Origin of the sequence: Corynebacterium sp. CMW7794 (genome assembly GCF_001563605.1) — a bacterium.
Classification (GTDB): Bacteria; Actinomycetota; Actinomycetes; order Mycobacteriales; family Mycobacteriaceae; genus Corynebacterium; species Corynebacterium phoceense.
Map to the genome: position 1 here is coordinate 1 of NZ_KQ961717.1, position 25,030 is coordinate 25,030.

Here is a 25,030-nt window from a genome sequence, read left to right on the forward strand (position 1 = left end):
CCCCCGACGTGTCTACTTTCCAGGGGTCAGGCCCGAGGGAACTCTGCAAGCAACGCAGCAGTTTGAGAATGGAATTATTCGAGGCAAGGTCTTTGATGGCTCTGACGGATATGTGACTCCTTACATCTATTTTCCATCTCCTGCTGACGCGGAAGAGTATTTCCGGAGCATCGAAAACAGCATTTTGCAGAACGGATACGGGAGTGTTCCGGCGGTTGCCGAGCGAGCCGCAATTACCAAAGAATATGGCCCGTGCGTGCTTGAACCGCAGTATATTCATCGACGCACAAAAAGCGGTGCCACGGGTGAAGACAAGATAGTCGGATTTAAGGCTTATACTAAGTGTTCCAAACGGGTAACGAGAATCGACCATTCGCTAAGTCTGCATGCCCATCAATGGTTTCCGTTGCCAATGGGATCATTTGTCAAATTAGCGGAGTTTGAAAATCATAGCTTAAGTGAGGCGAGCTTAAAGTCTGAGGCCCTTGCATATAAATGCGACGGGGACAAGAAGACAATCTTCGGTGGTTCGGTTGCTGGAACTATCGATGTAAGTGGAAAGAAGTACTATGCACGTGCCTATCCACCAAATACACGATTGGAGTGTGGAATAAAATGAGTCCAATGTACCCACCTAACGTTTTGCCCGATTGCCAACGTTACTATAGGTGGTGGTGGCGTCAATCCGAGGAACTGTGGGCAGTCCATGCAATGGACGACTATCCCGAAATGGAAGAGCTAACTAGTGGGTTGGACTACAAGTTTCTCTCGTGTGAATGTGTCACAATCGACTATAGGAAAAGTCTCCACGGCACATACGGGATCACCCGTCCACTTGAGACCGGTGAAGAGTTTTTGATCGCTGTGAGTTTTCACGGAGAGCCGCATGAATCAGAATTCAATGCAATTGGTGAGCACGCAGTGTCTCACCGTGCTCATTGTGAACGGTGGACGGCTGGTCTGAACGAAGAATATCCCGACGATGATTATCGGATCGTTCAGCTACAAATGGGATGGATTCGTGAGGATGTATTAGCGATGCTGCCGCGGATGCCTAGCTGGTATCCGCTACCGGAGCCGAGTTGGGGCCCGGATCCAAGCCAACGCCCTGCCCCCTACCGCCCAGAGTCACCGCGAAAAAGGAGCTAGTTCAAACAGTTGCCGACGTGAGACCTTCTGACCTCGAAAGTACGGCCTATCATTGATGAAGTCCGTTTGCACAACCAAGGCTTCATTGAGCTGGTCATAACTGTAGAACTCCTGGTCATCCAAGTATTCCGCGCACCAGGTCTGCGCAATGTCGACAGCTCTTTCCACGTTTGCCTTTTACCGCGGGCTGTAGCTTTTAGCCGCAGTAATACCCATCTGATAGAAGTCCGCCAGCTTGCGTACCCTGCGACAGGAATACGCCCACGCAACCCCACGCCGCCGGGCGTAGTGCGATCAGCCGATAGCAGTGTGGAACAACGAAGGACCCAGATGCGCGCGGTTCTGGGTCCTTCCTTGTTCTGAAATCCAGGCTGGCGTCCTAGTCGCCGACTCCGCGGGCCTGGAGCGCTTCGCCCATCGCGCGGGCGCGGCGGATGGACCGGATAATGACCGGCGTGCCGAAAGCCAGCGGACTAAAGCCGGCGCCGCGGGCCTTGCGGGCATCGAGGACCTCGTAGACTGTCTCGAACATGAGCGGGATGAGCCGGATGGTGAGCGACATGGCGAGGCTGATGGTTTCCACCGGTAACCCGAAGCGGGCGAGTGGGCGCAGGGAGTCCTCGAGGGACTCCATGATGGCGTCCACCGTGGAGGTGAGCGTGAGGAGGAATGCGGCCATCATCGCGGCGAAGATGGTGAGGAACATGACCACGGCGTACTCGAAGTCGCGAGCCCACCACTGGAAGGCGGCGAGTGGAACGAGGATAAACAGCGGCGGCCACATCTGGCTCCACGCAATCTTCGGCGGAACCTTTGCGATGACAAAGGCGAGCGCCGGGAGTAAGACGGAGGCCGCGGCGAGCGGTATCGTGCGGCAGAAGATGCTCGTCACCAGGATGAAGACGATCAGAATGAGGATCTTCCAGCTCGGCTTCATCCGGTGAATGAACGTGTCGCCTGGAACGTAGACGGACAGCGGGATATTCGTGCGGCGTTTCATGTTTTAGAGGGGACGGGTGGCCATGAGGTCACGGTAGAAAGAGATGACCTCATCGGGCGTGCCGTCGGCGGCCACGTGGTGGTCGTCGATGCATATGACGCGGTCGAAGTCCGAAAGGAACTCGAGATCGTGGGTAACGACGATGAGCTGTTGCTCAAGCTTGGCAAACTCGCGCTTGATGCGGTCACGGTTGCGCAAATCGAGTAGCGTCGTGGGCTCGTCCGCGATGATGAGGACTGGGTCGATGACGAGTACGGCGGCCAGCGCTAGCAACTGCTTTTGTCCACCGGAGAGGGTGTGCGGCGATTGTTCGGCGCGGTCGGCGAGACCAAAGCGGTCAAGGGCGGCATCGGCACGCTGGTTGCGCTCGGCCTTGGGGAGCTTGAAGCGGCGCAGGGAGAAGGCGACGTCGTCGCGTACCTGCGGCATGACGATTTGGTTCTCGGCGTCAGAGAAGACGAAGCCGACCTTCTGGCGGATCTCTTTGCCGTGCTCGGCGACGTCGAGGCCGTCGACGGTGACGGTGCCAGTGGTGGGCTCTCCCAGGCCGTTGATAAGACGCGTGAGCGTAGACTTGCCGCCGCCGTTCTCACCGATGATGCCGATGCGCTGTTCGGTAAGCGTGAGGTTGATGTCGTCGAGGATGAGCGTCTCGTCATAGGACACGCCCACCCCGCGGAATTCGACCTTAGGCAACGGCGGCCTTCTTCGAAGCGGTCTTCTTGTGGCCCATAAGATCCGGGAACGCGGCGTGGACAGCGAGCGCGATGAGGATGGCGACGACGAGTTTGCCGGAGTCCGGCGCGATGAAGGGCAGTTGGGCCGCGAAGGCTGCCGATGCCTCCATGCCCGAGCGCACCATGAGGCCCAGAGCGCCGCAGGTGTACTGCACCGCAAGGCCGACGAATGCTGCGATGGCGAGCATGACGGTCATGCCGCCCTTGTTGCGCGGGGAACGGTAGGCGATGAGGCCAGCGATGGCGGGGGAGATGACGTAGCCGATGATGTAGCCGGCCGTGGGGCCCGCGAGTGCGCGCAGGGTGGTGCCGCCGCCTGCGAGGACAGGAAGAGCGAGACCGAGGAAGAGGAAGAGGAGACCGACGTACATGCCGCGACGGCCGCCAAGCACCAAGCCGGCGAGGATGAGCGCGGCGTTCTGGAGGACGATCGGAACGCCAGCCGTGCCGATAGGGATGGAGACGAAAGCGAGGACAATGACAAGTGCGGTAAAGACGGCCACGTAGGCAAGATCTGTGGCGAGAGAGTTCTTCTTCATAGCGAGAAACTGTAGCACCGCGGATGGAAAACCCAGTAAAAGAGGGATTTTGAACAGCGTTCATGCAGGGCATTGGGGGACGGCGTCCACGACGGGCCAAGGGGGCGCGGTACACTGGCCGCCATGCGTTTGACCGAATACCACCAATTGATCGTCGACGAATTTGGTGACTCCGAGGGAAAGTGGATTTCGCACTCCCACGTGCTGGCGAAGCTCGGCGGCACGGCGGACGAACTCATCGAACGTGGCGTCGATCCGCGCGACGTCTGGCGCGAGTTGTGTGAGGATTTTGAAGTCCCTGAAGAACGACGCCTGGGCGTGGACTACAACAGTAAGTAGGAGAGTTCCCGAACACGCGCCGAAAATTCGAACATCGAACATTCGTGCGTGTAGTATGAGGGGCATGTTCCGGCGGGACGTAGAGTTCTGTGCATACCGCGGGACGCAGGATGAAAGAAAATACTTGCACCGCGCGTGGAACCCACATGGGTGGGCGCGCAGTCTAACTCGGTAAGCGGGGTTAGCGCCCCGTAAGATACATAGACGCTCAATAGACTTATTAAAGGACGACACACTATGGCTGCAAAGACCAAGAAGAGCACCACGGTCAGCGCCGCGGAGGATCGCCAGAAGGCGCTCGACTCCGCCATGGCGATGATCGAGAAGGACTTTGGCAAGGGCGCCGTCATGCGCCTGGGCGACGATAATCGCCCGCCTATTCGGGCTATTTCCTCCGGCAATACCGCCATCGACGTGGCGCTGGGCATCGGCGGCTTCCCGCGCGGCCGCATCGTCGAGATTTACGGCCCTGAGTCTTCCGGTAAGACCACCGTGGCCCTCCACGCGATTGCCTCGGCGCAGAAGGACGGCGGCATCGCCGCGTTCATCGATGCCGAGCACGCGCTGGATCCGGAATATGCACGCCTCGTGGGCGTGGATACGGATAACCTGCTCGTGTCCCAGCCGGATACCGGTGAACAGGCCCTGGAGATTGCGGACATGCTCGTGCGCTCCGGCGCCATTGACATCATCGTCATCGACTCCGTCGCCGCACTGACGCCGAAGGCGGAAATTGAAGGCGAGATGGGCGATAGCCACGTCGGCTTGCAAGCCCGCCTCATGTCGCAGGCACTGCGCAAGATGACCGGTGCGCTCTACAACTCGGGTACGACCGCCATCTTCATTAACCAGTTGCGTGAGAAGATCGGCGTCATGTTCGGCTCGCCGGAGACCACCACCGGTGGTAAGGCGCTCAAGTTCTACGCGTCCGTGCGTTGCGATATTCGCCGCATTCAGACGCTCAAGGACGGTCAGGACGCCATCGGTAACCGCACCAAGATCAAGATCGTGAAGAACAAGGTCTCGCCGCCGTTCAAGATTGCGGAGTTCGACATCATCTATGGCGAGGGCATCTCCCGTGAGTCCTCGATCATCGACATGGGTGTCGAGCATGGCTTCATTAAGAAGTCGGGCTCCTGGTTTACCTACGAGGGCGACCAGCTGGGCCAGGGCAAGGAAAAGGCACGCCATTTCCTCAAGGACAACCCGGACCTGGCGGATGAGATCGAGAAGAAGATCTTCACCAAGCTGGGTATCGGTACCGCTGCCGCCACGGATGAAGAGGTCCACATGGACGTCCCGGGTGCGGATGACGGTCTCTCGGACGAGGCTGTGGACTTGGTGCCAACCGTCGACTTCGACGACGAGTAAGCCGTGTCAGAACCCGCTCCCGAGAAGCTCGAAAAGCTACGCCAAGCACTAGAAGCCTATGAATCTGGTGCCGCCGGGGGCGGGCTTTTTGATGTCCAGGAAGAAGAAGCTAAAGCCAAGGTGCGCTCGCGCGCGCTCCTGTTGCTCGATCAGCGTGCGCGTTCGCGGTCGGAGCTGCATGACCGTCTGGTGCGGGCCGAGTTTGACCCGGAGGTCATCGAGTCGGTCCTCGACGATCTTGCGAACGTGGGCCTGCTCGATGACGCGGCATTCGCGCGCGAATGGGTGCGCCAACGCCATGCGCGCCGCGGCAAGTCGGCGTGGGTGCTCGACCGCGAGCTGCAGCGTAAGGGGGTAGCGCAAGTAGACCGCGCGGAGGCGCTCGAGCAGGTGACGCAAGAGTCCGAACAGTCAATCATGGAAGATCTTGCTGCTAAAAAGGCTCGTTCGGTGAAGACCATCCCGGAAGACCGTGCGGAGCGCGACAAGGTACTGCGGCGCATCGTGGGCGTGCTTGCCCGCCGCGGCTTTAACGAGGGCGCGTCGTTGCGCGTGGCGAAGGCGGCTCTCGAGGCGCGCTGCGCGGAGCTGGAAAACGAGTAAACCCCCAGCTGGTTGCTGGGGGTTCGGCGTGCCCATGTGAGGTGGTTATTCCGCGGGGTTGCGGATTTCCTTGTAGCCGGGTGCGTGCCAATCGGCGTTGACCTCGTCCTTGGTGTCGAGGCCCTGCGAGTGATGGTGCGGCACGTTGGCCACGATGTTCTTGCGGGCGCGGCCGGCGCGCAGCTGACGCTCGATGCGTTGGGCCAGCACTGTGAGTCCCCAGTTGATGAGGATCATGATGATGGCGACGACGATCAGCGAAGCCAGGTAGTTCTTGTTGAAGGACGCGGATTGGATACCGGAGCGGACAACTTCGACATAGCCGATCTGGTAGCCGAGCGCGGAGTCCTTGAGGGCGATGACCATCTGCGAGATGAGCGCAGGCAGCATCGCCGCGACGGCCTGGGGGAGCAACACCTTGAACATGGTTTGCTGGTGGCTCAGTCCCAGCGCCTTAGCTGCCTCGGTTTGGCCCTTGGGCAGCGAGCGGATGCCGGAGCGCAGAATCTCGGCGACGACGGAGCCGTTGTAGAGCGTGAGCGCGAAGACAACGGCGCCGAAGGCGAGGTGCTTGGACGGCACGAGGTCGTAAACCGCGAAGAGCTGGTAGGCGAAAATCATGAGCAGCAGCACGGGGATGGCGCGGAAGAACTCCACGACAATGCCGCACACCCAGCGGACGGGGCGGTGCTCGCTCAGGCGTCCTAGACCGAAGACCACGCCAAAGACGATGGCCAACAGAATGGAGGCGACGGCGGAGAAGATCGTGCCCTTGAGACCCGGGAGCAGATACGTCGTCCATGTCTGCGAATTGAGGAACGGCGTCCACAGCTCAGGGCTGAGCTGGTTGCGCTCGTTCAGCTTCATGAACACCCACGCGAGGACCGCGGTGGCGACGATGACGGTGATGACTGTATAGATGACGTTGTTGCGCTGGCCCTTAGGGCCGGGGGCATCGTAAAGCACTGTGGCGCGTACGGACATTATTTCTTCACCGCCAATTTCTCAGAGAGCTTGCCCAGGCCAAGGCCCATGGGCAGCGTAAGGATGATGAAGCCTGCTGCGAAGATGAGGAAGATGACAAAGAGCTGGCTGGCGTGGAACTCAATGGTCGACTTCATGAGCAGCGAGGCCTCGGCGACGCCGATGACGGACGCGATGGTCGTGTTCTTCGTCAACGCGATGAGCGTATTGCCCAGCGGCACGATGGCCGCGCGAACGGCCTGCGGGAAGACGATGGTGCTAAACGTCTGGCTAAAGGACAGGCCGAGCGAGCGGGCGGCCTCCGCCTGGCCGAAGTCTACGGTGTTGATACCGGAGCGCAACGACTCAGCGACGAATGCGGAGGTGTAGAGGATAAAGCCCACGATGGCCAGGCGCACGTTGTTGTCGATGAGGAATGTCGCCGACTCGCGGCTGGCGAGCGTGACACCGAGGGTCTGGTACAGACCGAAGGAACAGAACAGCACGACCAGAGTGAGCGGCGTATTGCGCACGATCGTGATGTACGTCGTAGCCAGGAAGCGCAGAATGCCGACGGGGGAGACGCGCATCGCGGTCAGGATGGTGCCAAGGATCATGGAACCCAACGCCGACCACAGCGTGAGTTTGATAGTGAGCCAAAACGCGGGCCAGAGTTCTGGACCCAGCTGGCTCCACATGGAGCTCATGTTTTCTCCTCGTTCATTGGGGATGGGAGGGGCCGGGCTTGTCAAGCCCGGCCTAAGGGGGCGTTATTCCACGAAGGACAGGTCGCCCGGGGTACCCGGCTCGATGGCGTCGCCCTCGCCAAGGTTGGCGGAGACGAGCTTGTCGAACTCGCCGGAGGAGTGCATTTCCTCAAGCGCCGCATTGATGGCGTCCGTGGCCTCCTGGTCGTCCTTGGCGAGGCCGATGCCGTAGTACTCGTCGGTGAACGGCTTGCCGTCCTTCTCGAGCTCGACAACCTTGAACTTGCCCTCGTTCTGGGCGGCGTAGCCGTTGAGGATGGTCGCGTCCGTGGTCATTGCGTCGATGGTGCCCTGGGAGAGTGCCTCAACACAGGAGGAGTAGGTGTCGAACTCTTGGAGCTGCACGGACGGCAGAGCCTCCTTGACCTTCTGAGCCGGGGTGGAGCCGGTGACGGAGCAGAGGATCTTGCCGTCGAGGCCATCGAGGCCCTTGATCTCCGCGTTGTCCTCGGAGACGAGGAGCGCCTGGTGGGTGACGAGGTACGGGCCACCGAAGTTGACCTTCTCTGCGCGGGAGGCGTTGATGGAGTAGGTCGCGGCGATCATGTCGACCTGGCCGTTCTCGATGAGGGTCTCGCGCTGCGCGGAAGGGGTTTCCTTCCACTCGATTTTTGGCTCAGCCCAGCCCTTGTCCTTCGCGATCTGGTTGACGACGTAGGTCGCGACGTCGACGTCCAGGCCGGACATGGACCCGTCGCCCTCGCGCAGGCCGAGACCCGGCTGGTCGAACTTGGTGCCGAGGGTGACGTTGCCAGACTCGATGTGGGCGAGTAGGCCCTCGCCTTCGCCGGAGGCGGAGTCGGAGGAGCCGCCGCAGGCAGCGAGCAGGGCGCCAGAGGCAAGGACGGCGGAGGTGGCGGCGATAACGCGGGTGATGTGGGAACGAGACATGGTGTTTCTCCTTGAGATGAGGATGGGATTAGTGGTGGAGGATCTTGCCCAGGAAGTCCCGGGCGCGACCCGATTGCGGGTTGGTGAAGAAAGAGTCGGGGTCGGTATCTTCGACGATCTCGCCGTCGGCCATGAACAAGATGCGGTCCGCGGCCTTGCGGGCGAATCCCATCTCGTGCGTGACGACGACCATGGTCATGCCCTCCTTGGCGAGGTCCGTCATGACGTCCAAAACCTCGTTGACCATCTCCGGGTCCAGCGCGGAGGTTGGTTCGTCGAAGAGCATGACCTTCGGCTTCATCGCGAGCGCGCGGGCGATGGCGACGCGCTGTTGCTGTCCACCGGAGAGCTGCGCCGGGTATTTGTCTGCCTGGTTGGCAATCCCCACGCGGTCGAGGAGCTGGAGCGCCAGGTCGTTCGCGGCGGACTTGGACATCTTGCGCACCTTGATGGGGCCCAGCGTCACGTTGTCCTTGATGGTCAAGTGCGGGAAGAGGTTGAACTGCTGGAAGACCATGCCCACGTCGGCGCGCAACGTGGCCAGGGCCTTGCCTTCCTCCGGCAGTGGGGTGCCGTCGATGGCGATGGAGCCGGACTCGATGGTCTCGAGGCGGTTGATGGTGCGGCACAGCGTGGACTTACCGGATCCCGAGGGGCCGAGCACGACAACAACTTCGCCGCGCTGGATCTCGAGATTAATGTCGCGCAATGCGTGATAATCGTCGAAGTACTTTTGTACGTCGCTGATGCGAATCATTGGGGAGTTGCTCACATCACTACTTCCTTCCGTATGTTGAACGGGTCATGTTGGGATAATAAGGTGCGCGGTGTCACAAGGGTGAACAATAGGGTCACATTTTGATAACGCTTCACCCGCCTGCAAAAAGGAGTATATCTGTCAATATATAGAAACGCCTGGTGGATGGCAGGAAACATTCATGCGGCGAAGTTGGTGAACCGGGAAAGAGCGCGGTTATGAGTTACCCCCGAGCGTCGTTAGAATGAACCGACGTGAGCGCCCCCATGAACACTAGAAACCCCAAAAACGCCGTCACCGGAGTCGATCCGGAGGCCGCCCTCGGCCAGATCGCGCAGAGCGCTGGCACCAACCCGGATGGTTCCGCGCGTACCTATGAAGTGCGTACTTTCGGCTGCCAGATGAACGTTCACGACTCTGAGCGCATCTCGGGTCTGCTAGAAGAGGCTGGCTATGTCGCCGCCGCGGAGGAGCAGGAGCCTGACCTCGTCGTGTTCAATACGTGCGCCGTGCGTGAGAACGCCGATAAGCGCCTCTACGGCACGCTGGGCAACCTGAAGAAGACGAAGGACAATCACCCCGGCATGCAGATTGCCGTGGGCGGTTGCCTCGCGCAGAAGGATAAGGACACCGTGCTGGGCAACGCGCCATGGGTTGATGCCGTCTTCGGCACCCACAACATGGCGGCGCTGCCCACGCTGCTCGAGCGTGCCCGTCACAATGACGAAGCGCAGATTGAGATTGTTGACTCCCTCGAGGAGTTCCCCTCCGTCCTGCCTGCCAAGCGCGAGTCCGCGTACGCCGGCTGGGTGTCCGTGTCCGTGGGCTGCAATAACACGTGCACGTTCTGCATTGTGCCGTCGCTGCGTGGCAAAGAAGAGGACCGTCGCCCGGGCGACATCCTGGCCGAAGTCCAGGCGCTCGTTGACCAGGGCGTGTCCGAAGTTACGCTGCTCGGCCAGAACGTCAACGCCTACGGCGTGAACTTCGCGGACCCCAACCTGCCGCGCGATAAATTCGCGTTCTCCAAGCTGCTGCGCGAAGTCGCGAAGATTGAAGGCTTGGAGCGCCTGCGCTTCACCTCGCCGCACCCGGCCGAGTTCACCTCGGACGTTATCGACGTCATGGCCGAGAACCCCGTCATCTGTCCGCAGCTGCACATGCCGCTACAGTCCGGCTCGGACCGCGTCCTCAAGGAGATGCGTCGCAGCTACCGATCCAAGAAGTTCCTGGGCATCCTCGACGAGGTGCGCGAGAAGATTCCGCATGCGGCGATTACCACGGATATCATCGTGGGCTTCCCGGGCGAGACCGAGGAAGACTTCCAAGCCACCATGGACGTCGTCGAGCGCGCCCGCTTCGCCTCCGCGTTCACGTTCCAGTACTCGCCGCGCCCCGGCACCCCGGCTGGCGCCCGCGAGGATCAGATCCCTAAGGAGGTCGTCCAGGACCGCTTCGAGCGCCTCGTCGCGCTCCAGGACCGCATCGCCGCGGAGGAGAACGCCAAGCTCGTGGGCACCGACGTCGAGCTGCTCGTCCAGGCTACCGGCGGCCGGAAAAACGAGGAGACCCACCGTCTTACCGGCCGCGCCCGCGACGGCCGCCTCGTGCACTTCACGCCTTCCGATGCCGCCGGCAATGAGATTGCCGGAGATATACGACCCGGCGACGTCGTTCACACGACGGTCACGGACGCAGGATCCTTCTTCCTCATTGCTGACGCCGGCGTCACTGAGCACCGTCGCACCAAGGCGGGCGACATGTCGGCCGCGGGCGAGACCCCGACCACCGCGCCGATTGGCGTGGGTCTAGGCCTGCCGTCCATCGGCAAGCCGGCATCCGCGCCGGTCGCTGGCGAGCCTGGCGAAAAATCGTGTGGTTGCTAAGCCAGAGTAAGGTTGAGCTCCATGAGTGATACGAAAGAATTGCAGGACGCGCTCGCCGCGGAGAAGCGCGCGGCGAAAACACTGGAGCTCGGCGGCGCGACTATCCCGCTGGGCGTTGCGGTGCTGCTCTACGTTGTGAGCCTGCTCTTCGACAACACGAATGGCTTCAGCGGCGCGGAAACGCTCCTGGGGCTGGGCGACGTCTCCATCATGGAGCAGGTCTTCGCCCTCGCCTCGGCCATCGGAATGATTCTCACGCTTATTACGCTCGTGGCACGCCGTACGATGCTTGCCCAAATTGCGTGGATGCTCGTGGGCCTCGGCCTTTTCGTCGCGCTGTGGGCTTTCTGGGCAGCGAATTCGACGGGCCCGGGTTTCTACCTGTTGCTCCTCGGCGATATCATTGCGGTCGTCGCCTTCGCGCGGATTATCATGCACAAGTCCCCGGAGCAGCGCGCTGCCGAGGGGCGCGTGCGCGAGCTCGCCGCCCGCCCGAACGCCGTCGTCGCCGTTCAGACGCACACGCCGAAGGATGCCGCAGACGATAATCCGGTCCTCATCGACGACCGCCGTGCGCAGGCCGCCGAGCGTCACCGCCGCCAGCGCGAAAACTAGCGAGAACTAGAGCTTGAGCTCCCAGGCCTCGGCCGCAGAGATCCTCTGCGCGCCGAGGCTTTGTGCTAGCTGGGCGGAGGGGGCATCGGCAGGCGCGAAGGAGCCGTACGCACGGGTGACCTCGGGCCACACGCGGCGCACCTCGCGCAGCGCGACGAGCTGCGCCAAGCGCGAGAGCCCCTCGCCGCGGCGGTCACGCGCGGTGACGGTAAGCGTCCACTCGGCGACCTCGGGATCCCCGTGCTCCTGGTGTGCGAGCTCGCTGAGAACCACCACGCGACCCTCGATTTCTAGCCCCACGAGCAGGGTGTGCGCCTTGCGGTCGCGCAGCCGGGCCGCGGCGTCGCGGAGGCGCTCGGCGGTCCACACGACGGGTTCGACGGTGAGCGCCCCGTTGCACGTGTCGGCGCCGGCGACGGTGAGCAGCTCCAGGACGTCTGGCAGCTCCGCGTCCGGGATGTCGTAGTCCTCCCACACGCGCACGGCGAGCCCGTGGGGAAGCAGCGGCACCGCTGGGTCTGCGGGGACAGAGCAGACGATTTGTTCCTCACGGTGCTTGCACTCGAAGCCCAGCTCCCGGAATGCGGGGAGGAACGGGTCTTCGGGCTCGACTGTGAGTCCCACCTGCGCGACATCGCGACCGAGCTTTCCCATGAGAGTGAGGGACTGCGCGGCGAGCCAGCGTGCGACTTCTTCGCCCTCGAGATCGAGCGGCTCGCCCGGCAGAGGCAATAGATCGACGTCGAGGACGAGCTCGATGTCGGCGTGGCCCTTTTCCTCAAGCAGGGGGAGCGTGAGCAAGATAAAGCCACGGTAATCAAAGAGCGGGGAGTCGGCGCCGGGGTCGACGGCGGCGGGCGTGGTGGGCAGGCCGAGTTCGCCCACCTCGCCGACGGCGGGGCCCTCGACAGCGGCAAAGAGGAGAGTCGTGGACTCGGTCGAGCCTTTGAGACGATTGAGGACGCGCTCCGGCGCGACGGACGCGGCGGGGTCGCCCGTCGCCTCCTGCGCCGCGAGGTTCGAGGCGAAGACGAAGCTGCGCACGACGTCTGAGGGATCGAAGGCGCCCGCCGCCACGAGCGTGGCAGCGGGCGGGGAGACCTGAATGAGGCGCATTTACTGGTCGTTCGCGGCGGCAGCGGCCGTGTCAGCCCACTCCTGCCACTGCGCGGCCTGGGCGCGCAGCTCCTCGGCCTTCTTCGTCTTGCCCTTGGCCTCAGCGGCCTCGGCTTGCGCAGTGAAGTTGTCGACCTTGGCCTGGAACTGGGCGACACGGGCCTGGACCTCGGGGTCTGTGCGGCGCCACTCGGCGGACTCGGCGTCAGCGACGCGCTTTTCGAGCGCCTCGATCTTGTCCTCGTACTCGCGGATGCGAGCCCGCGGGACGAAGCCGATGTCCTCCCACTTCTCCTGGAGCTCGCGCAGCTTGTTCTTCGCCGTCTCGATGGACTTCTCCGGGTCGATCTGGGAGTCGTACTCGGCAAGCAGCGCGTCCTTGGCCTCGGCGTTCGCCGCGAATTCCTTGTCGCGCTCGTCGTTGAGGGCGTTGCGGGCGTCGAAGAACTTGTCCTGCGCGGCACGGAACGCGGCCCACAGCTTGTCATCGATGTCGCGCGGGGCGCGGCCGGCAGCCTTCCACTCGCTCATGAGGTCGCGGAACTTGCGGGCGGTCTCGCCCCATTCCGTGGAATCCATGAGCGCCTCGGCGCGGGCGACGAGCTCTTCCTTCTTCGCCTTCGCGGCGGCGCGGCTACGGTCGAGCTCCGCGAAGTGGGAACCGCGGCGGCGGTTGAAGGAGTCGCGGGCGCGGGAGTAGCGCTTCCACAGCTGGTCGTCCGTCTTGCGGTCGATGCCGCGGATCTGCTTCCACTCCTCGAGGATGGTGCGGATGCGATCGCCCGCCGCTTTCCACTCGGTGGAGTTCGCAGCGAGGTCCTCGGCTTCTGCGGCAAGCTTCTCTTTGGCAGCGATGGCCTCCTCGCGGCGGCGGGCCTTGTCGGCCTGCGCCTGCTGGCCGGCCTTGTCCGAGTGCTCGAGGACTGCGGTCAGGCGCTTGTCCAGCGCCTCGATATCGCCAATGACGGCGGCGGTGGGCAGCGACTCGCGCAGCTCGGACGCCGTCTTCTTGATGGACTCGGCCTCGCCCGGGTTCGCCTTGAGACGGGCCTCGAGCAGCTCGACCTCGGTGGCAAGGTCGTCGAAGCGCTTACCGTAGTGGGACAAGCCCTCAGCCGGGGTTCCGGCCTGCCACTGGCCAATCTCTCGCTCGCCATCAGCGGTCTTCAGATACACGGTGCCATCGTCAGCCACGCGGCCGAATTTGGACGGGTCAGAGGCGACCGGCGTGGCCACCGGCACAGGCTGTGCGGCAGGGCGGTGCGCACCGGGTTTGGCTCCCGGGCGCGGGCCGGGCTTGGGCATATTGCCTGGGGTAGGGATGGGAGTCATGTGCGCACACCGTGCTTTCTTCTGCTTGCGTGCCCCGCGCGGGGGCTGCCAATAAAACGTCTTTTCTCACTTTAATAGTTTCTGGCCCACTTTGTCTTAGGTTGTAGGGGCGAATTTCCCTAAGATGGGTCGAGTCATGCCTGAAAATAATCTGCGCCCCATCGCCGTCATCGGTCCCACCGCCTCCGGCAAGTCTGCCCTCGGCCTCGTCCTTGCCCACGAGCTCGACGGCGAGGTCGTCAACGTCGACTCCATGCAGCTCTACCGCGGGATGGATATCGGTACTGCGAAGCTCACGCTTGAGGAACGCGAGGGAATCCCGCACCACCAGCTCGACGTCTGGGACGTCACCGAGCCCGCCTCCGTGGCGCGCTACCAGCGCGACGCCGTCGCCGACGTTGAGGACATCCTAGCCCGCGGCAAGACGCCCATCCTCGTGGGCGGTTCCATGCTCTACGTGCAGGCGCTGGTGGATGACTGGCAATTCCCACCCACGGACCCTTCTGTCCGGGCGAAGTATGAGGCGCGCCGTCTGGACATTGGCATCGATGCGCTGCACCGCGAACTTGCAGAAATCGACCCCGCCGCCGCCTCGATTATCGAGGACAAGGACCCGCGCCGCACCGTCCGGGCGTTGGAGGTCATCGAACTCACCGGCAAGCCGTTTAAGGCGTCGCAGCCGCCCAAGGACGCGCCGCCGCGCTGGGGCACGCGCATGCTCGGCCTGCGCACCACTCCCGAGTGGCTCAACCCGCGCATCGATCTGCGCACGCGCCAGATGTTCGAGCGCGGCCTCGTCGCGGAAGTGGAGGCGCTTCAAAAACAGGGCCTCGTCTCTGATTCAACGGCCGGCCGTGCCATCGGCTACGCCCAGGTCTTCCAGGCCCAGCGTGGTGAACTCACCTGGGACGAGGCCGTCGAGCGCACGATCACCGGCACCCGCCGTTACGTGCGCCGCCAGCGCTCGTGGTTTAACCGCGACCCGCGCATTACGTGGCTCGACGCGGCAGGGGACACCGCGGCCCAAGCGCGCGCCGCGCTGGCGTAGTATCGCCGTATGACCACGACTCATTTCACCAAGGGCCACGGCACCGAAAACGACTTCGTCATCATTGAAGATCTAGATGCGGCAACTCCCATCGCACCCGAGCGCGTTGCGCTGCTCTGCGATCGCCGCGCCGGCATTGGCGGCGACGGCCTTCTGCGTGTCGTTCGCGCGGGCGCGCTCCTCGACGCCGGCGAGGTCGAGTCGATCGACTGCGACCGCGAGGACTGGTTCATGGACTACCGCAACGCGGACGGCTCCGTGGCCGAGATGTGCGGCAACGGCAGCCGCGTCTTCGCGCATTACCTGCGCGCCCGCGGCCTCGTCGACGCAGATGAGTTCACCATCGGCACCCGCGCGGGCGCTAAGCAGGTGAAGGTCCATTCCTTCGATGACTTCGACGCGGAGGTTTCCATCGAGATGGGCGACGCTGTTGTCACCGGCGTGTCCACCGCGTCGATGGCGGGCACGAGCTTCGCCGGCCTGGGCGTCGACATGGGTAACCCGCACCTCGCTGCCGTCATCCCGTCGCTCACGTCCGAGGAACTCGCCGCCATGGACTTCGAGCAGCCCGTCTTCGACCACGAGTTCTTCCCCGCAGGCGTCAACGTCGAGGTCGTCACCCCGCTCGTCGACGGCGCCGTCCACATGCGCGTCTTCGAGCGCGGCGTCGGCGAGACCCGCTCCTGCGGTACCGGCACCGTCGCCGCGGCCCGCGCCGCGCTTGCCGATGTCGCCCAACCCACCGGCACCGTCGCCGTCAACGTCCCAGGCGGGCAGGTCGTGGTGGACATCTTCGACGGCGGCTCGCGTCTTACTGGCCCGTCGCGCCTCGTTGCGGAAGGCACGACGGTTCTCTAAAACCGCCAGACATTCGCCTTTCAGACGAAGGCAATGTTGTAACAGCAATAACCCCAGGTCGCGGCGAGAGTGCCGATTTTATTGACCTGGGGTTATTGCCTTTGAGATAGTGCCTTCGCCATGAAGTGGGCATGAGGGCGGAGTGGCCGCGGGGGCTAGGCGGAGTTGCGCCAGTCCTCATCCTCGTCAGAAGGGGCACTGGAAGGCTGCTGTTTGTAGTCCGGGCCCAAGCGGAACGCAGCCTGGCGGGCGGCGAGCCAGGATTCCTGGAGGCTCGCGGCGCGCTGGTCAGTGACGCTCAAGATCTGCTCGAGCTGATTCGTGTCGAGCATGGGGGAGGCCAGACGAGCCGGGAGGCGCTTGAGGAAGCGCGATGCAGAGGCGTACTGGTAGTGGAAGGCCTCGATGTCCGGATCGTTGGTATCGAGATCGAGCAGAGCCGGGCGGTGAAGCGTGCGGTCCGCGATGATGTCCGTGTCCTGGGAAACCTCGAAGTCCTCGAACTGCGCCATGACGTCCCGGATATCCTCGCTGGAGAGCTGGATGGACGTGCGCAGCGCGTCGTGCTCCGTGGACTCGGGACGGGCGCTCATCATGAGCAAGGCAGCGCCGACGAGCAGGAAAGAAATCATGAGCCCCGGCACCTTGAGCAGGGCGATGAGGACGATGCACGCGCCGAGCGTGAGCGCCATGGCCAGCGTGGAGCGACGTGAATAGGAATTCGAAAATAAGACCATGTCACTGCCCTCCGCGCGTAAATAAATAAATTCTTCAGGGAATTTTACCGCACCGCGGCGGCGATGCCCAATGAAAAGTGCCGCGTCAACTTTGTGTGGGTGCGGGATCAGGAAAGCGCGGCACGGAGCATCCCGCGCCGCGCTAGGGGTCGTCCTAGTGGCCGCCGCAACCGCAGCCGCCACCGCCGCAACCGCAGCCGCCGGTGGGCAGGTTGACGGAGGCGACGATCATCGCGCGGCCAGCGAGGACGGTGTCCTTGGCCGGGAGCTCGCTGTCACCGAAGGTAGCCGGCAGGCAGAGATCGAAGGGGAAGAGACCGTCCATGACGAGGTGCATGAATTTCTCGCCCGTGAGCTGGTTGTGGCGCCACTCGGACTCCATGACACGCGCTGCAAAGGTCGCGGCAGCGGTAGGTGTTGCGGCGGAACCGGCATTGACGATCTCGGCGCCCTCGGACTCGAAGGCGGACGGGAAGATGCCGGTGGCGGCCTCGTAGGCCTCGGCGGAGTCAAAGGACTCGACGGCGACGCCCATGGCGGTGAGGCTCACCTGCTGCCATTCCTGCGTATCTTCCTCGGCGAGTAGCGGGCCCTGTGCCAAGTTCGCGGTGACCTGAGCCAGCGAGTTGCCGAACGGGTCGATGACGTCCATGTAGGACAGAACGTCGTTGACCATGTCGACGTGGGCGAAGGTCTGCGTGGTCGCCTCAAAGCCGATGAAGGTCGCGAAAGGCTCAACGGCCAGGATGTTGAGCTGTGCGCCCGACGGATCAGCGAACTGAATAAGCTGGCCGCCGCGGACCTCGCCGGTGACGGTGAGCTGGTTCGTGGCGATGGCGGCTTCAACCGCGTCCTGCCAACGGGAGTAGTTGAGGCCGATGGCCTGCATCTCCGGATTAGCGGTGGATTCAACAGGTGTGGTCATGGGGATCATCCTAGCGTGGGGGCCAATATTTCCAGTAACGTTCAACCGTTGCGCGGGCGTGTTCATTCCCACAGGGTTCTCCGTATTTAATCAATGTGGGGGTGCTGTGCGCTGTGGGCGAATTATTCACCGTTTTCCCGCGCGACGTGGAAAGATGGGAAAGCATATGACAGAGAAAGAAAAGCAATCCCACGAGGATCTCCTCGCCGCGGCCTTTCGCGACCATGCGGCGCCGGTGCACGGTGTGCGCCCAGTCGACCACGGAGACCACGGTGACCCAACCACCGGCGAGCTCGACCTCGCCGAGCGTAACTCCTTCCGCCGCGTCACGAAGGCAACGACCATTCGTGCCGAAGACACCACTGACGGCTACGAGGTTGAGTACCGTAAGCTGCGCCTTGAGCAGGTCGTGCTTGTCGGCGTGTGGACCGAAGGCACCGTCGCCGAGGTTGAGGCCACCATGTCCGAGCTTGCCGCGCTCACAGAGACCGCCGGCGCTGAAGTTGTCGAGGCCCTCTACCAAAAGCGCGATAAGCCAGACCCGGGCACGTACGTTGGCTCGGGCAAAGTCAAGGAGCTCAAAGACATCGTCATGGCCACCGGTGCCGATACCGTGGTCTGCGATGGTGAGCTCACCCCCGGTCAGCTCTCCGCGCTGGAGCGCGAGCTCGACACCAAGGTCATCGACCGCACCATGCTCATCCTCGATATCTTTGCGCAGCACGCGAAGTCCAAAGAGGGAAAGGCGCAGGTCTCCCTAGCCCAGCTCGAATACCTCTACACCCACACCCGTGGTTGGGGTGGCAACCTCTCGCGTCAGGCGGGTGGCCGCGCCGGCTCCAACGGCGGCGTGGGCCTGCGTGGTCCCGGTGAGACGAAGATCGAGACGGACCGTCGCCGCATTCGCACCCAGATGGCGCTGCTACGTCGCGAGCTCAAGGCTATGAAGACCGCGCGCGAGGTCAAGCGTGCCCGCCGCGGCGCGTCGGCCATTCCGCAAATCGCCATCGCTGGCTACACGAACGCCGGCAAGTCGAGCCTGATCAACGCCATGACCGGCGCGGGCGTTCTCGTCGAGAACGCCCTCTTCGCCACCCTGGATCCCACCACGCGCCGTGCAGAGCTTGCCGATGGCCGCCAAGTCGTCTTTACAGACACCGTCGGGTTCGTTCGTCACCTGCCCACGCAGCTCGTGGAGGCTTTCAAGTCCACGCTCGAGGAGGTCCTCGCCGCAGACATCATGCTCCACGTCGTCGACGGCTCGGACCCGTTCCCGCTCAAGCAGATCGAGGCCGTGAACAAGGTCATCTACGACATCGTGCGCGAGACCGGCGAGGACGCCCCGCCAGAGATCATCGTCATCAACAAGATCGACGAGGCCGACCCGCTCGTGCTCGCAGAGCTGCGCCACGTCCTTGACCGCGACAACGTCGTGTACGTCTCGGCGAAGACGGGGGAGGGCATCGACGAGCTCACCGCCCGCGTCGAGCTCTTCCTCAACGCCCGCGACGCTCACGTACAGCTGCTCGTGCCGTTTACCCGCGGCGACGTCGTGGCCCGTGCCCACGCCGTGGGCACCGTGCGCTCCGAGTCCTACACCGAGGACGGCACGCTGCTCGACGTGCGCCTGCCCGTCGCCGTCGCGGACGAGCTCAAGGAGTTCCACGTCTCCGACGCCGCGTAGACGGAGCCGCTGAGGCGTTCACGTTTCCGTATTCGTCGCAGGTCGACCATAATGAGGGTTCGTGACTTACTCTCTAGGTTGGACCGTCCACGGTGACGGTCAGAAAATTGCTCCGGGCGCGGTTGTCGCGCCGGAAGAACGCTTGAGCTGGGGCCGGACGATCGGCATTGGCATGCAGCACGTCGTCGCCATGTTCGGCGCGACGCTACTCGTGCCGACGCTCACCGGCTTCCCTGTGAACACCACGCTGTTGTTCTCAGGTATCTCGACCATCCTCTTCCTTCTCATCACGCGCAACCGCCTGCCCTCGTACCTGGGCTCGTCCTTTGCGTTCATCGCACCGCTGTCGGCCTCGCAGTCTGAAGGCATCAGCGTCCAGGCGGGCTCCGTCCTCGTCACAGGCCTTGTCCTCGTGCTTGTCGGCTTTATCGTGAAGGCTGCTGGCCGTCGCGTCCTCGACGCCGTCATGCCGCCGGCCGTGACTGGCGCCATCGTCGCGCTCATCGGCCTGAACCTGGCACCGAGCGCCACCGCCAACTTCCAGACGCAGCCGCTCGTTGCTTTCGTCACCCTCGTCGCCATCATCGTCGCGACCGTGGGTGGCCGCGGAATGGTTGCCCGCCTGGGCATCCTCATTGGCGTCGTCATCGGATGGGTCTTTGCCGCCGTGACGGGCAACCTCGCGCCGGACACCGCGCAGACCATCGCCGATGCTGACTGGATCGGTGTGCCGCAGTTCCACACGCCCTCCTTCCACCTCTCGGCCATCCTCGTGGCGCTGCCGGTCCTCGTCGTCCTCATCGCGGAGAACGTCGGCCACGTCAAGGCTGTGTCCGAGATGACCAAGCGCGACCTCGACGATCTCGCTGGCGACGCCCTCATTGCGGACGGCCTCGGCACCGCCATCGCGGGCGGCTTCGGCGGTTCCGGCACCACGACCTACGCGGAGAACATCGGCGTTATGGCCGCGACCCGCGTGTACTCGACGGCCGCGTACTGGGTTGCGGCACTCTTCGCCATCGCGCTCGCCTTCATCCCGAAGTTCGGCGCACTCATCTTCACCATCCCTACCGGCGTTCTCGGTGGCGCCACGCTCGTGCTCTACGGTCTCATCGGCATGCTCGGCATCCGCATCTGGATGGACAATAAGGTGAATTTCAACAACCCGGTCAACCTCACCTGCGCGGCCGTGGCACTGGTCGCCGGCATCGGCAACCTCACGCTCAATGTCGGCTCCGTCTCACTCGAGGGCATCGCTTGGGGCTCCGTGGGCGTTATCGTCGTCTACCCGTTGGCCAGGTGGCTCTATGAGCGCATGGGTGAGGGGCATGGAGCGAAATACTAATGGAGCCGCGTCCCCTCCCGCGCCACACGGTGCTTGCCCTGCGCCGCGAGGTCACTGACCTCCGGACCTTCTTCGACGCCGCCTATCCGGTTCTCGCGCGCGTCCTCGAGGCCGCTGGCGTCGTTCCCGCCGCCTGCCGGGCCTACTATTTCTCGGCACCCGACGAAAGCTTCGACGTCGCCGCTGCCTTTGTGCTTTCCGATGCCCATCGTGCCGCCGTCGCCACCGTCCTCGACGCCGCGGAGTACCCAGCGCAGCTCCTTGATTTCCCCGAGGGTTCCGCCGTGGTCGCGCGCTTTGAACAGGACTACGCCATGCTCCCCGAAGCATGGAACCAGTTTGAGACCGCCCTGCGCGAGTCCGGTCACGACCCTAGCGAGGTCGCCTTCGAGGATTACGTCCTCATGCCCGGACAGGACGGCGGCCCCGTGACGGACCTGTACTGGTACGTCTAACCCCGCCGCTGTTCTGCCTGCCCGCTGCCTCACCGCAGCGGGCTTTCACATGTCCCTGGCCGCCCACCGCACAGTCTTTGCGCGGATTTCACGACAACGAAGCCCTTGAGGTCCGCGTTCCGGGGCGCCTTCGTTGTCCTGAAAACCGAACCCGCGGACTTCGCGGAAGGGGAGACGGGATTTCACGACAACGAAGCGCCCGAATGTCCTCGGTTTTGAGGCCTTGGTCGTCGTGAAATCCGGGTACGCCAGGGGACAAGCCTTTTGAAAACGCGAAAAGCGGGCCCGAGGGCCCGCTTGTCAGGATGAAGACTTAGGCGTCCAGGTCCTTCTCGATGAGAGCGGCGATCTTCTCGACAGCGTCCTCGTTGTCAGAGGTAACGGTGACCTCGTCGCCCTGCTCGGCACCGAGGGCCATGATCATCAGGGACGAGGCAGCGTCGGTCTCGTCATCATCGTCGCCACCCACGAGGGTGAGGAAGATGTCCTCGTCGTACTCGCCAGCAGCATCAGCGATGATGGAAGCCGGACGGGCGTGCAGGCCGACGGAGGAACCAACCTTAACGGTCTTAGAAGCCATGGTATGTAAGTCCTTTCATACGGGGTAAATCGTTGTAAACCAGTGTACTCGTCCCCGGCCGGATGCGCCGGGGACCATACGTGAGAAGAGTTACGCGGCGGTTGCTTCAGCCTTGGCGGCCTCGGCCTCGACCGTCTTGTTGGGCCAGAACTGCTTCATGGCGATGACCGCGAGGGTGGAGACGGCGATGCCGGCGAGCAGCGCGATGATCCAGCCCCAAATCGGGTCGATGGCGAAGAAGACGAAGATGCCGCCGTGCGGAGCACGGGAACCGACGTGGAAGGCCATGGACAGGGCACCGGTGACGGCGCCACCGGCCATCATGGACGGGATGACGCGCAGCGGGTCAGCCGCGGCGAACGGGATGGCACCCTCGGAGACGAAGGACAGGCCCAGCAGCCAGGAAGACTTGCCGTTTTCTTGCTCGGCAGGGGTGAATAGGTTCTTGCGCAAGAACGTGGCGATGGACAGGGCAATCGGCGGGACCATACCGGCGGCCATGACGGCAGCCATAATCTGCATGGAGGCTTCGTCGCCCGTGGACAGGCCAGCGGTCGCGAAGAGGTAGGCCGCCTTGTTGACCGGGCCACCGAGGTCAAAGCACATCATGAGGCCGAGGATGATGCCGAGCAGCACGGCAGAGGAGCCGGACATGGACGACAACCAGTTCTGCAGGCCGTTCATGATCGCCTCGAGCGGTGCGCCGAGGACGAGGTACATGAGCAGGCCGGTAACGAGGGAAGCAAGCAGCGGGATGATGACGACCGGCATGAGGGAGCCCAGCCAGCGCGGGACCTTCCAGTTGCCGATCCACATGGCGACGAGACCAGCGATAAGACCGGTGACCAGACCGCCGATGAAGCCGGCGCCCAGGGTCACGGCGATGGCGCCGCCGACGAAGCCCGGTGCGATGCCCGGACGGCCAGCGAGCGCGAACGCGATATAACCGGACAGGGCCGCAACGATGAAGCCCATCGCTGCTTGGCCGGTCGCGAAGAGCACCGCGCCGATGTAGAGCAGGAAGCCGGAGCGCTCGAAGGTCATCATCGTGCCATCGACGTCGACCTCGTGGCCCGGCAGGTTGTTAAGCGAGTACTGCGTAGAGATGGCGCCCCAACCGTTGGCCATGTCATAGCCGCCGAAGAGGAAGCCGAGGGCGAGCAACAGACCGCCGGCGGCAACGAACGGCACCATGTAGGACACGCCCGTCATAATCGCCTGCTGGATGCGCTTGCCCCAGCCCAGGCCTGCGCCTTCTTCCTGTGCAGAGCTTGCCGATGCCGCCCCAGCGGTGCCGGCTACCTTGCGGGCGTTGGGATTCTTTGAGGCAGCGATGGCCTCGTCGATCATCTTGCCCGGCTCGTTGATGCCGCGCTTGACGCCAGACTCGATGACGGGCTTGCCCGCGAAGCGCTCGCGGTCGCGGACTCCCACATCGGTGGCGAAGATGACGGCGTCAGCCGCGTCGATGGTCGCCTGGGACAGGGCCGTGTTGTTGGAGGAACCCTGGGTCTCGACCTGCAGGTCGACGTCGGAACGCTCGGCGGCGGTCTGCGTAAGGGCATCGGCAGCCATATAGGTGTGGGCGATGCCAGTGGGGCAGGCCGTGACGGCGACGATACGCGTGACGTTGGCAGCCGGTGCGGCGGCTGCGGTAGCGGGGGCATCGGCAGGCTGGGCCTTAGGCTTCTTCTCGGCGTTGACGACGTCGAGGACGAGCGTGACGATTTCTTCCTTCGTACTTGCGGATCGAAGAGCCGCAAGGAAGTCCTTCTTCACGAGCGCGCGTGCGAGCTTGGAGAGGATCTTGAGGTGCGCCTTGCCGCCGCCGGCGGGGGCTGCGATGAGGAAGACGAGGTGAGCGTCGCCGTCCGGGCCCGAAAAATCCACGCCCTGAGACAGGCGCGCGAATGCGAGGGTCGGCTCGGTGACAACCTCGGAACGGCAGTGGGGGATAGCCACGCCGCCGGGCACGCCGGTACCGGCCTGTGCCTCGCGGTTGATGGCGGGCTGCGCGAGTCCCTCGATGTCAGTCGCGCGGCCAGTGCCGTGGACTAGCGTGGCGAGGTTCGTAATGACCGATTCGACACTGTCACCAAAGTCGGCGTCAAGCGCGACCAGGTCGGTCGTAATCAGATCGGATGCCATGTCAGGCTCCTTACTTCATTTATCTGGGGTGGATTACAGGGCAGAGACTGTGGTCTCTTCAATATTCAATTGTTCCGGGCGCGGAATCGTTGTGCCGGGCAGTCCGGCTGCCGCGGTGCCATAGGCAACCGACTGGGCGAGTGAGTCCGCGAAGTTCTTGCCCTGGCTGCGTGCCAGGATGTAGCCAGCGAGAGAGGAGTCGCCTGCGCCGACGGTCGACTTGACCTCGACGGGCGGCGGGGTCGCAATCCAGGCGCCCTCCGGGGTAACGAGGACGGCGCCTGCGCCGCCCAAGGTGACGAGCACCTGGGGGATGCCTCGCGCGTTGACCTCGCGCGCCGCCTCGACGACGCCGCTGAAGTCCCCGTCTTCCGCCTGGCGCTCGAGCGCCAGACCGTCGCGACCGGTGAGCTGTCCCAGCTCCAAGCCATTGGGCTTGATGAGGTCCGGCGCGGAGTCGTCCAGGCGGGCGCCGAGGGCCTCCATGGGGCCATCCGAGGTGTCGACGGCGATCTGCGAGTTGGGGTTGGCCGCGCGCACGGCGCGCACCAGGGTGGCGTACCAGTCCTTGTCCACGCCGCGTGGCAGAGAACCGGCGAGGACGACCCAGTCGGCCGTGGCCGCTGCGGCGCTCAAGCGGGCGACGAGCTCGGCCTGCGTGTCTTCAGACAGCGTCGGGCCCAAGCCGTTGATCTTCGTGGTGCGGCCGTCCGGCTCCGTGATGGTGGAGTTCGTACGCACGAGATCCGTCATAGGGATATTCTCGAACGGGACTTCGGAATCCTCGACGAGACTGAGGAAGCCGTCGCGGTTCGCAGCCGGGAACAGCGCGAGCGTCGGTGCGCCTGCGAGATGCACGGCGTGGGAGACGTTAAGTCCCTTGCCACCGGCGGCGTGGCTATAAGCCACGGTGCGCTGGACGGCGCCGGGCTCCAGCGGTCCACCCAGCTCCTGGGTGGCGTCGACGCTGGGGTTCGGTGTCAGTGTGACGATCATCTAATAAACATCCCTCTCCGGATATTTCCGTATGCTGGTGTTTGTTGGTGTTTCTCCCGGATGGTGGACACTCTGGGAAAACGCTTGTGAATTACATTTGTGGTCACTGTTGATTTTTGTCCGAATCTGTCCGTTTGTCAATGGTTTCCTGTGTTTTCTATTGATTTTGCGTCCGATTTGTGATGATCT

General features: G+C 63.4%; 25 protein-coding genes. 11 read left to right on the forward strand and 14 right to left on the reverse strand.

Going from position 1 to position 25,030, the window contains the following annotated elements; genetic code table 11:
- On the forward strand, positions 1-619 hold a 619-nt coding region (locus HMPREF3227_RS13190; protein ID WP_231732311.1), incomplete at its 5' end, for a hypothetical protein.
- Positions 620-1,528: 909 nt separating this feature from the next.
- Here HMPREF3227_RS13190 and HMPREF3227_RS02830 read toward each other — a convergent pair.
- Genes HMPREF3227_RS02830 through HMPREF3227_RS02840 form a run of 3 tightly spaced genes read right to left on the reverse strand, consistent with a single transcriptional unit; the run spans position 1,529 to position 3,425 of the window.
- Positions 1,529-2,149 carry an energy-coupling factor transporter transmembrane component T family protein gene (locus tag HMPREF3227_RS02830; protein ID WP_066486601.1) on the reverse strand — a complete coding sequence of 207 codons (621 nt, stop codon included), beginning with the start codon at positions 2,147-2,149 and terminating at the stop codon, positions 1,529-1,531.
- A gap of 3 nt (positions 2,150-2,152) precedes the next feature.
- On the reverse strand, positions 2,153-2,845 hold the full coding sequence (locus tag HMPREF3227_RS02835) for an energy-coupling factor ABC transporter ATP-binding protein (RefSeq protein ID WP_066486598.1): 693 nt from the start codon (positions 2,843-2,845) through the stop codon (positions 2,153-2,155).
- Positions 2,838-3,425, reverse strand: coding sequence for a biotin transporter BioY (locus HMPREF3227_RS02840; protein ID WP_066486596.1), 588 nt, complete (start codon positions 3,423-3,425; stop codon positions 2,838-2,840). Before HMPREF3227_RS02840 ends, HMPREF3227_RS02835 begins: the two co-directional genes overlap by 8 nt.
- A gap of 123 nt (positions 3,426-3,548) precedes the next feature.
- Here HMPREF3227_RS02840 and HMPREF3227_RS02845 point away from each other — a divergent pair, with 123 nt between their 5' ends.
- From HMPREF3227_RS02845 to recX, 3 genes are all read left to right on the forward strand, one after another.
- Positions 3,549-3,764, forward strand: coding sequence for a DUF3046 domain-containing protein (locus HMPREF3227_RS02845; RefSeq protein WP_066510055.1), 216 nt, complete (start codon positions 3,549-3,551; stop codon positions 3,762-3,764).
- A gap of 237 nt (positions 3,765-4,001) precedes the next feature.
- Complete coding sequence (gene recA / locus HMPREF3227_RS02850; RefSeq protein WP_066486592.1) at positions 4,002-5,135, forward strand: recombinase RecA; 1,134 nt, start codon at positions 4,002-4,004, stop codon at positions 5,133-5,135.
- Positions 5,136-5,138: 3 nt separating this feature from the next.
- Entirely contained in the window at positions 5,139-5,738 is a 600-nt protein-coding gene (gene recX, locus HMPREF3227_RS02855) for a recombination regulator RecX (RefSeq protein WP_066510057.1), read from the forward strand.
- 45 nt (positions 5,739-5,783) lie between these two features.
- On the opposite strand, the gene HMPREF3227_RS02860 is transcribed toward recX, so the two are convergent.
- The 4 genes from HMPREF3227_RS02860 to gluA form a co-directional block, all read right to left on the reverse strand.
- Positions 5,784-6,722, reverse strand: coding sequence for an amino acid ABC transporter permease (locus HMPREF3227_RS02860; protein WP_066486580.1), 939 nt, complete (start codon positions 6,720-6,722; stop codon positions 5,784-5,786).
- Entirely contained in the window at positions 6,722-7,408 is a 687-nt protein-coding gene (gene gluC, locus HMPREF3227_RS02865; protein ID WP_066486577.1) for a glutamate ABC transporter permease GluC, read from the reverse strand. Before gluC ends, HMPREF3227_RS02860 begins: the two co-directional genes overlap by 1 nt.
- 63 nt (positions 7,409-7,471) lie before the next feature.
- Entirely contained in the window at positions 7,472-8,359 is an 888-nt protein-coding gene (locus HMPREF3227_RS02870; protein ID WP_066486575.1) for a glutamate ABC transporter substrate-binding protein, read from the reverse strand.
- Between the two features lie 28 nt (positions 8,360-8,387).
- Positions 8,388-9,116 (reverse strand): glutamate ABC transporter ATP-binding protein GluA, encoded by a 729-nt coding sequence (gene gluA, locus HMPREF3227_RS02875; protein ID WP_049145056.1) that lies wholly within the window; start codon positions 9,114-9,116, stop codon positions 8,388-8,390.
- A gap of 266 nt (positions 9,117-9,382) precedes the next feature.
- Between gluA and miaB the strand changes: the two genes are divergently transcribed.
- Together miaB and HMPREF3227_RS02885 are read left to right on the forward strand one after the other, a co-directional pair.
- Positions 9,383-11,002 carry a tRNA (N6-isopentenyl adenosine(37)-C2)-methylthiotransferase MiaB gene (gene miaB, locus HMPREF3227_RS02880; protein ID WP_255357122.1) on the forward strand — a complete coding sequence of 540 codons (1,620 nt, stop codon included), beginning with the start codon at positions 9,383-9,385 and terminating at the stop codon, positions 11,000-11,002.
- Between the two features lie 21 nt (positions 11,003-11,023).
- Positions 11,024-11,617 (forward strand): Rv2732c family membrane protein, encoded by a 594-nt coding sequence (locus HMPREF3227_RS02885; protein ID WP_066510060.1) that lies wholly within the window; start codon positions 11,024-11,026, stop codon positions 11,615-11,617.
- A 6-nt stretch (positions 11,618-11,623) separates the two neighbouring features.
- On the opposite strand, the gene HMPREF3227_RS02890 is transcribed toward HMPREF3227_RS02885, so the two are convergent.
- Together HMPREF3227_RS02890 and HMPREF3227_RS02895 are read right to left on the reverse strand one after the other, a co-directional pair.
- Complete coding sequence (locus HMPREF3227_RS02890; protein ID WP_066486569.1) at positions 11,624-12,733, reverse strand: hypothetical protein; 1,110 nt, start codon at positions 12,731-12,733, stop codon at positions 11,624-11,626.
- Positions 12,734-14,065 (reverse strand): DUF349 domain-containing protein, encoded by a 1,332-nt coding sequence (locus HMPREF3227_RS02895; RefSeq protein WP_066510062.1) that lies wholly within the window; start codon positions 14,063-14,065, stop codon positions 12,734-12,736.
- A gap of 136 nt (positions 14,066-14,201) precedes the next feature.
- Between HMPREF3227_RS02895 and miaA the strand changes: the two genes are divergently transcribed.
- On the forward strand, positions 14,202-15,113 hold the full coding sequence (miaA, locus tag HMPREF3227_RS02900; RefSeq protein ID WP_156452957.1) for a tRNA (adenosine(37)-N6)-dimethylallyltransferase MiaA: 912 nt from the start codon (positions 14,202-14,204) through the stop codon (positions 15,111-15,113).
- 9 nt (positions 15,114-15,122) lie between these two features.
- Entirely contained in the window at positions 15,123-15,971 is an 849-nt protein-coding gene (gene dapF / locus HMPREF3227_RS02905) for a diaminopimelate epimerase (RefSeq protein ID WP_066510068.1), read from the forward strand.
- 155 nt (positions 15,972-16,126) lie between these two features.
- Here the strand turns inward: dapF and HMPREF3227_RS02910 are convergent, their stop codons facing one another.
- Together HMPREF3227_RS02910 and HMPREF3227_RS02915 are read right to left on the reverse strand one after the other, a co-directional pair.
- Positions 16,127-16,708 carry a hypothetical protein gene (locus tag HMPREF3227_RS02910; RefSeq protein WP_066510077.1) on the reverse strand — a complete coding sequence of 194 codons (582 nt, stop codon included), beginning with the start codon at positions 16,706-16,708 and terminating at the stop codon, positions 16,127-16,129.
- Between the two features lie 154 nt (positions 16,709-16,862).
- Positions 16,863-17,642, reverse strand: a complete 780-nt coding sequence (locus tag HMPREF3227_RS02915) for a hypothetical protein (protein ID WP_066510078.1) — start codon at positions 17,640-17,642, stop codon at positions 16,863-16,865.
- 157 nt (positions 17,643-17,799) lie between these two features.
- Between HMPREF3227_RS02915 and hflX the strand changes: the two genes are divergently transcribed.
- The 3 genes from hflX to HMPREF3227_RS02930 all read left to right on the forward strand — a co-directional run bounded on the left by hflX (position 17,800) and on the right by HMPREF3227_RS02930 (position 21,117).
- Positions 17,800-19,317 (forward strand): GTPase HflX, encoded by a 1,518-nt coding sequence (hflX, locus tag HMPREF3227_RS02920; RefSeq protein WP_066510083.1) that lies wholly within the window; start codon positions 17,800-17,802, stop codon positions 19,315-19,317.
- Positions 19,318-19,378: 61 nt separating this feature from the next.
- A complete protein-coding gene (locus tag HMPREF3227_RS02925; protein ID WP_066510086.1) occupies positions 19,379-20,662 on the forward strand; it encodes a uracil-xanthine permease family protein in 1,284 nt (427 codons plus the stop codon).
- The gene (locus HMPREF3227_RS02930) at positions 20,662-21,117 is read left to right on the forward strand and encodes a GyrI-like domain-containing protein (RefSeq protein ID WP_066486540.1); all 456 of its coding nucleotides are present in this window, start codon (positions 20,662-20,664) and stop codon (positions 21,115-21,117) included. The genes HMPREF3227_RS02925 and HMPREF3227_RS02930 overlap by 1 nt, the downstream gene beginning before the upstream one ends.
- Positions 21,118-21,430: 313 nt before the next feature.
- Here HMPREF3227_RS02930 and HMPREF3227_RS02935 read toward each other — a convergent pair whose 3' ends face one another.
- The 3 genes from HMPREF3227_RS02935 to HMPREF3227_RS02945 form a co-directional block, all read right to left on the reverse strand.
- Positions 21,431-21,697: an HPr family phosphocarrier protein gene (locus HMPREF3227_RS02935; protein WP_066486533.1), complete on the reverse strand. Its 267-nt coding sequence runs from the start codon at positions 21,695-21,697 to the stop codon at positions 21,431-21,433.
- A gap of 90 nt (positions 21,698-21,787) precedes the next feature.
- Complete coding sequence (locus HMPREF3227_RS02940) at positions 21,788-23,845, reverse strand: PTS fructose transporter subunit IIABC (RefSeq protein ID WP_066486528.1); 2,058 nt, start codon at positions 23,843-23,845, stop codon at positions 21,788-21,790.
- Positions 23,846-23,878: 33 nt separating this feature from the next.
- On the reverse strand, positions 23,879-24,841 hold the full coding sequence (locus tag HMPREF3227_RS02945) for a 1-phosphofructokinase family hexose kinase (RefSeq protein ID WP_066510088.1): 963 nt from the start codon (positions 24,839-24,841) through the stop codon (positions 23,879-23,881).
- Positions 24,842-25,030: the final 189 nt, after the last annotated feature.

What these genes read in the sequence shown, in the direction of transcription:
- HMPREF3227_RS02830 (WP_066486601.1), bottom strand. Translation starts at nt 2,149, where the DNA reads ATGAAACGCCGCACGAATATCCCGCTGTCCGTCTACGTTCCAGGCGAC.
- HMPREF3227_RS02840 (WP_066486596.1), bottom strand. Translation starts at nt 3,425, where the DNA reads ATGAAGAAGAACTCTCTCGCCACAGATCTTGCCTACGTGGCCGTCTTT.
- HMPREF3227_RS02845 (WP_066510055.1), top strand. Translation starts at nt 3,549, where the DNA reads ATGCGTTTGACCGAATACCACCAATTGATCGTCGACGAATTTGGTGAC.
- recA (WP_066486592.1), top strand. Translation starts at nt 4,002, where the DNA reads ATGGCTGCAAAGACCAAGAAGAGCACCACGGTCAGCGCCGCGGAGGAT.
- HMPREF3227_RS02860 (WP_066486580.1), bottom strand. Translation starts at nt 6,722, where the DNA reads ATGTCCGTACGCGCCACAGTGCTTTACGATGCCCCCGGCCCTAAGGGC.
- gluC (WP_066486577.1), bottom strand. Translation starts at nt 7,408, where the DNA reads ATGAGCTCCATGTGGAGCCAGCTGGGTCCAGAACTCTGGCCCGCGTTT.
- HMPREF3227_RS02870 (WP_066486575.1), bottom strand. Translation starts at nt 8,359, where the DNA reads ATGTCTCGTTCCCACATCACCCGCGTTATCGCCGCCACCTCCGCCGTC.
- gluA (WP_049145056.1), bottom strand. Translation starts at nt 9,116, where the DNA reads ATGATTCGCATCAGCGACGTACAAAAGTACTTCGACGATTATCACGCA.
- miaB (WP_255357122.1), top strand. Translation starts at nt 9,383, where the DNA reads ATGAACACTAGAAACCCCAAAAACGCCGTCACCGGAGTCGATCCGGAG.
- HMPREF3227_RS02885 (WP_066510060.1), top strand. Translation starts at nt 11,024, where the DNA reads ATGAGTGATACGAAAGAATTGCAGGACGCGCTCGCCGCGGAGAAGCGC.
- HMPREF3227_RS02890 (WP_066486569.1), bottom strand. Translation starts at nt 12,733, where the DNA reads ATGCGCCTCATTCAGGTCTCCCCGCCCGCTGCCACGCTCGTGGCGGCG.
- HMPREF3227_RS02895 (WP_066510062.1), bottom strand. Translation starts at nt 14,065, where the DNA reads ATGACTCCCATCCCTACCCCAGGCAATATGCCCAAGCCCGGCCCGCGC.
- miaA (WP_156452957.1), top strand. Translation starts at nt 14,202, where the DNA reads ATGCCTGAAAATAATCTGCGCCCCATCGCCGTCATCGGTCCCACCGCC.
- dapF (WP_066510068.1), top strand. Translation starts at nt 15,123, where the DNA reads ATGACCACGACTCATTTCACCAAGGGCCACGGCACCGAAAACGACTTC.
- HMPREF3227_RS02910 (WP_066510077.1), bottom strand. Translation starts at nt 16,708, where the DNA reads ATGGTCTTATTTTCGAATTCCTATTCACGTCGCTCCACGCTGGCCATG.
- HMPREF3227_RS02915 (WP_066510078.1), bottom strand. Translation starts at nt 17,642, where the DNA reads ATGATCCCCATGACCACACCTGTTGAATCCACCGCTAATCCGGAGATG.
- hflX (WP_066510083.1), top strand. Translation starts at nt 17,800, where the DNA reads ATGACAGAGAAAGAAAAGCAATCCCACGAGGATCTCCTCGCCGCGGCC.
- HMPREF3227_RS02930 (WP_066486540.1), top strand. Translation starts at nt 20,662, where the DNA reads ATGGAGCCGCGTCCCCTCCCGCGCCACACGGTGCTTGCCCTGCGCCGC.
- HMPREF3227_RS02935 (WP_066486533.1), bottom strand. Translation starts at nt 21,697, where the DNA reads ATGGCTTCTAAGACCGTTAAGGTTGGTTCCTCCGTCGGCCTGCACGCC.
- HMPREF3227_RS02940 (WP_066486528.1), bottom strand. Translation starts at nt 23,845, where the DNA reads ATGGCATCCGATCTGATTACGACCGACCTGGTCGCGCTTGACGCCGAC.
- HMPREF3227_RS02945 (WP_066510088.1), bottom strand. Translation starts at nt 24,841, where the DNA reads ATGATCGTCACACTGACACCGAACCCCAGCGTCGACGCCACCCAGGAG.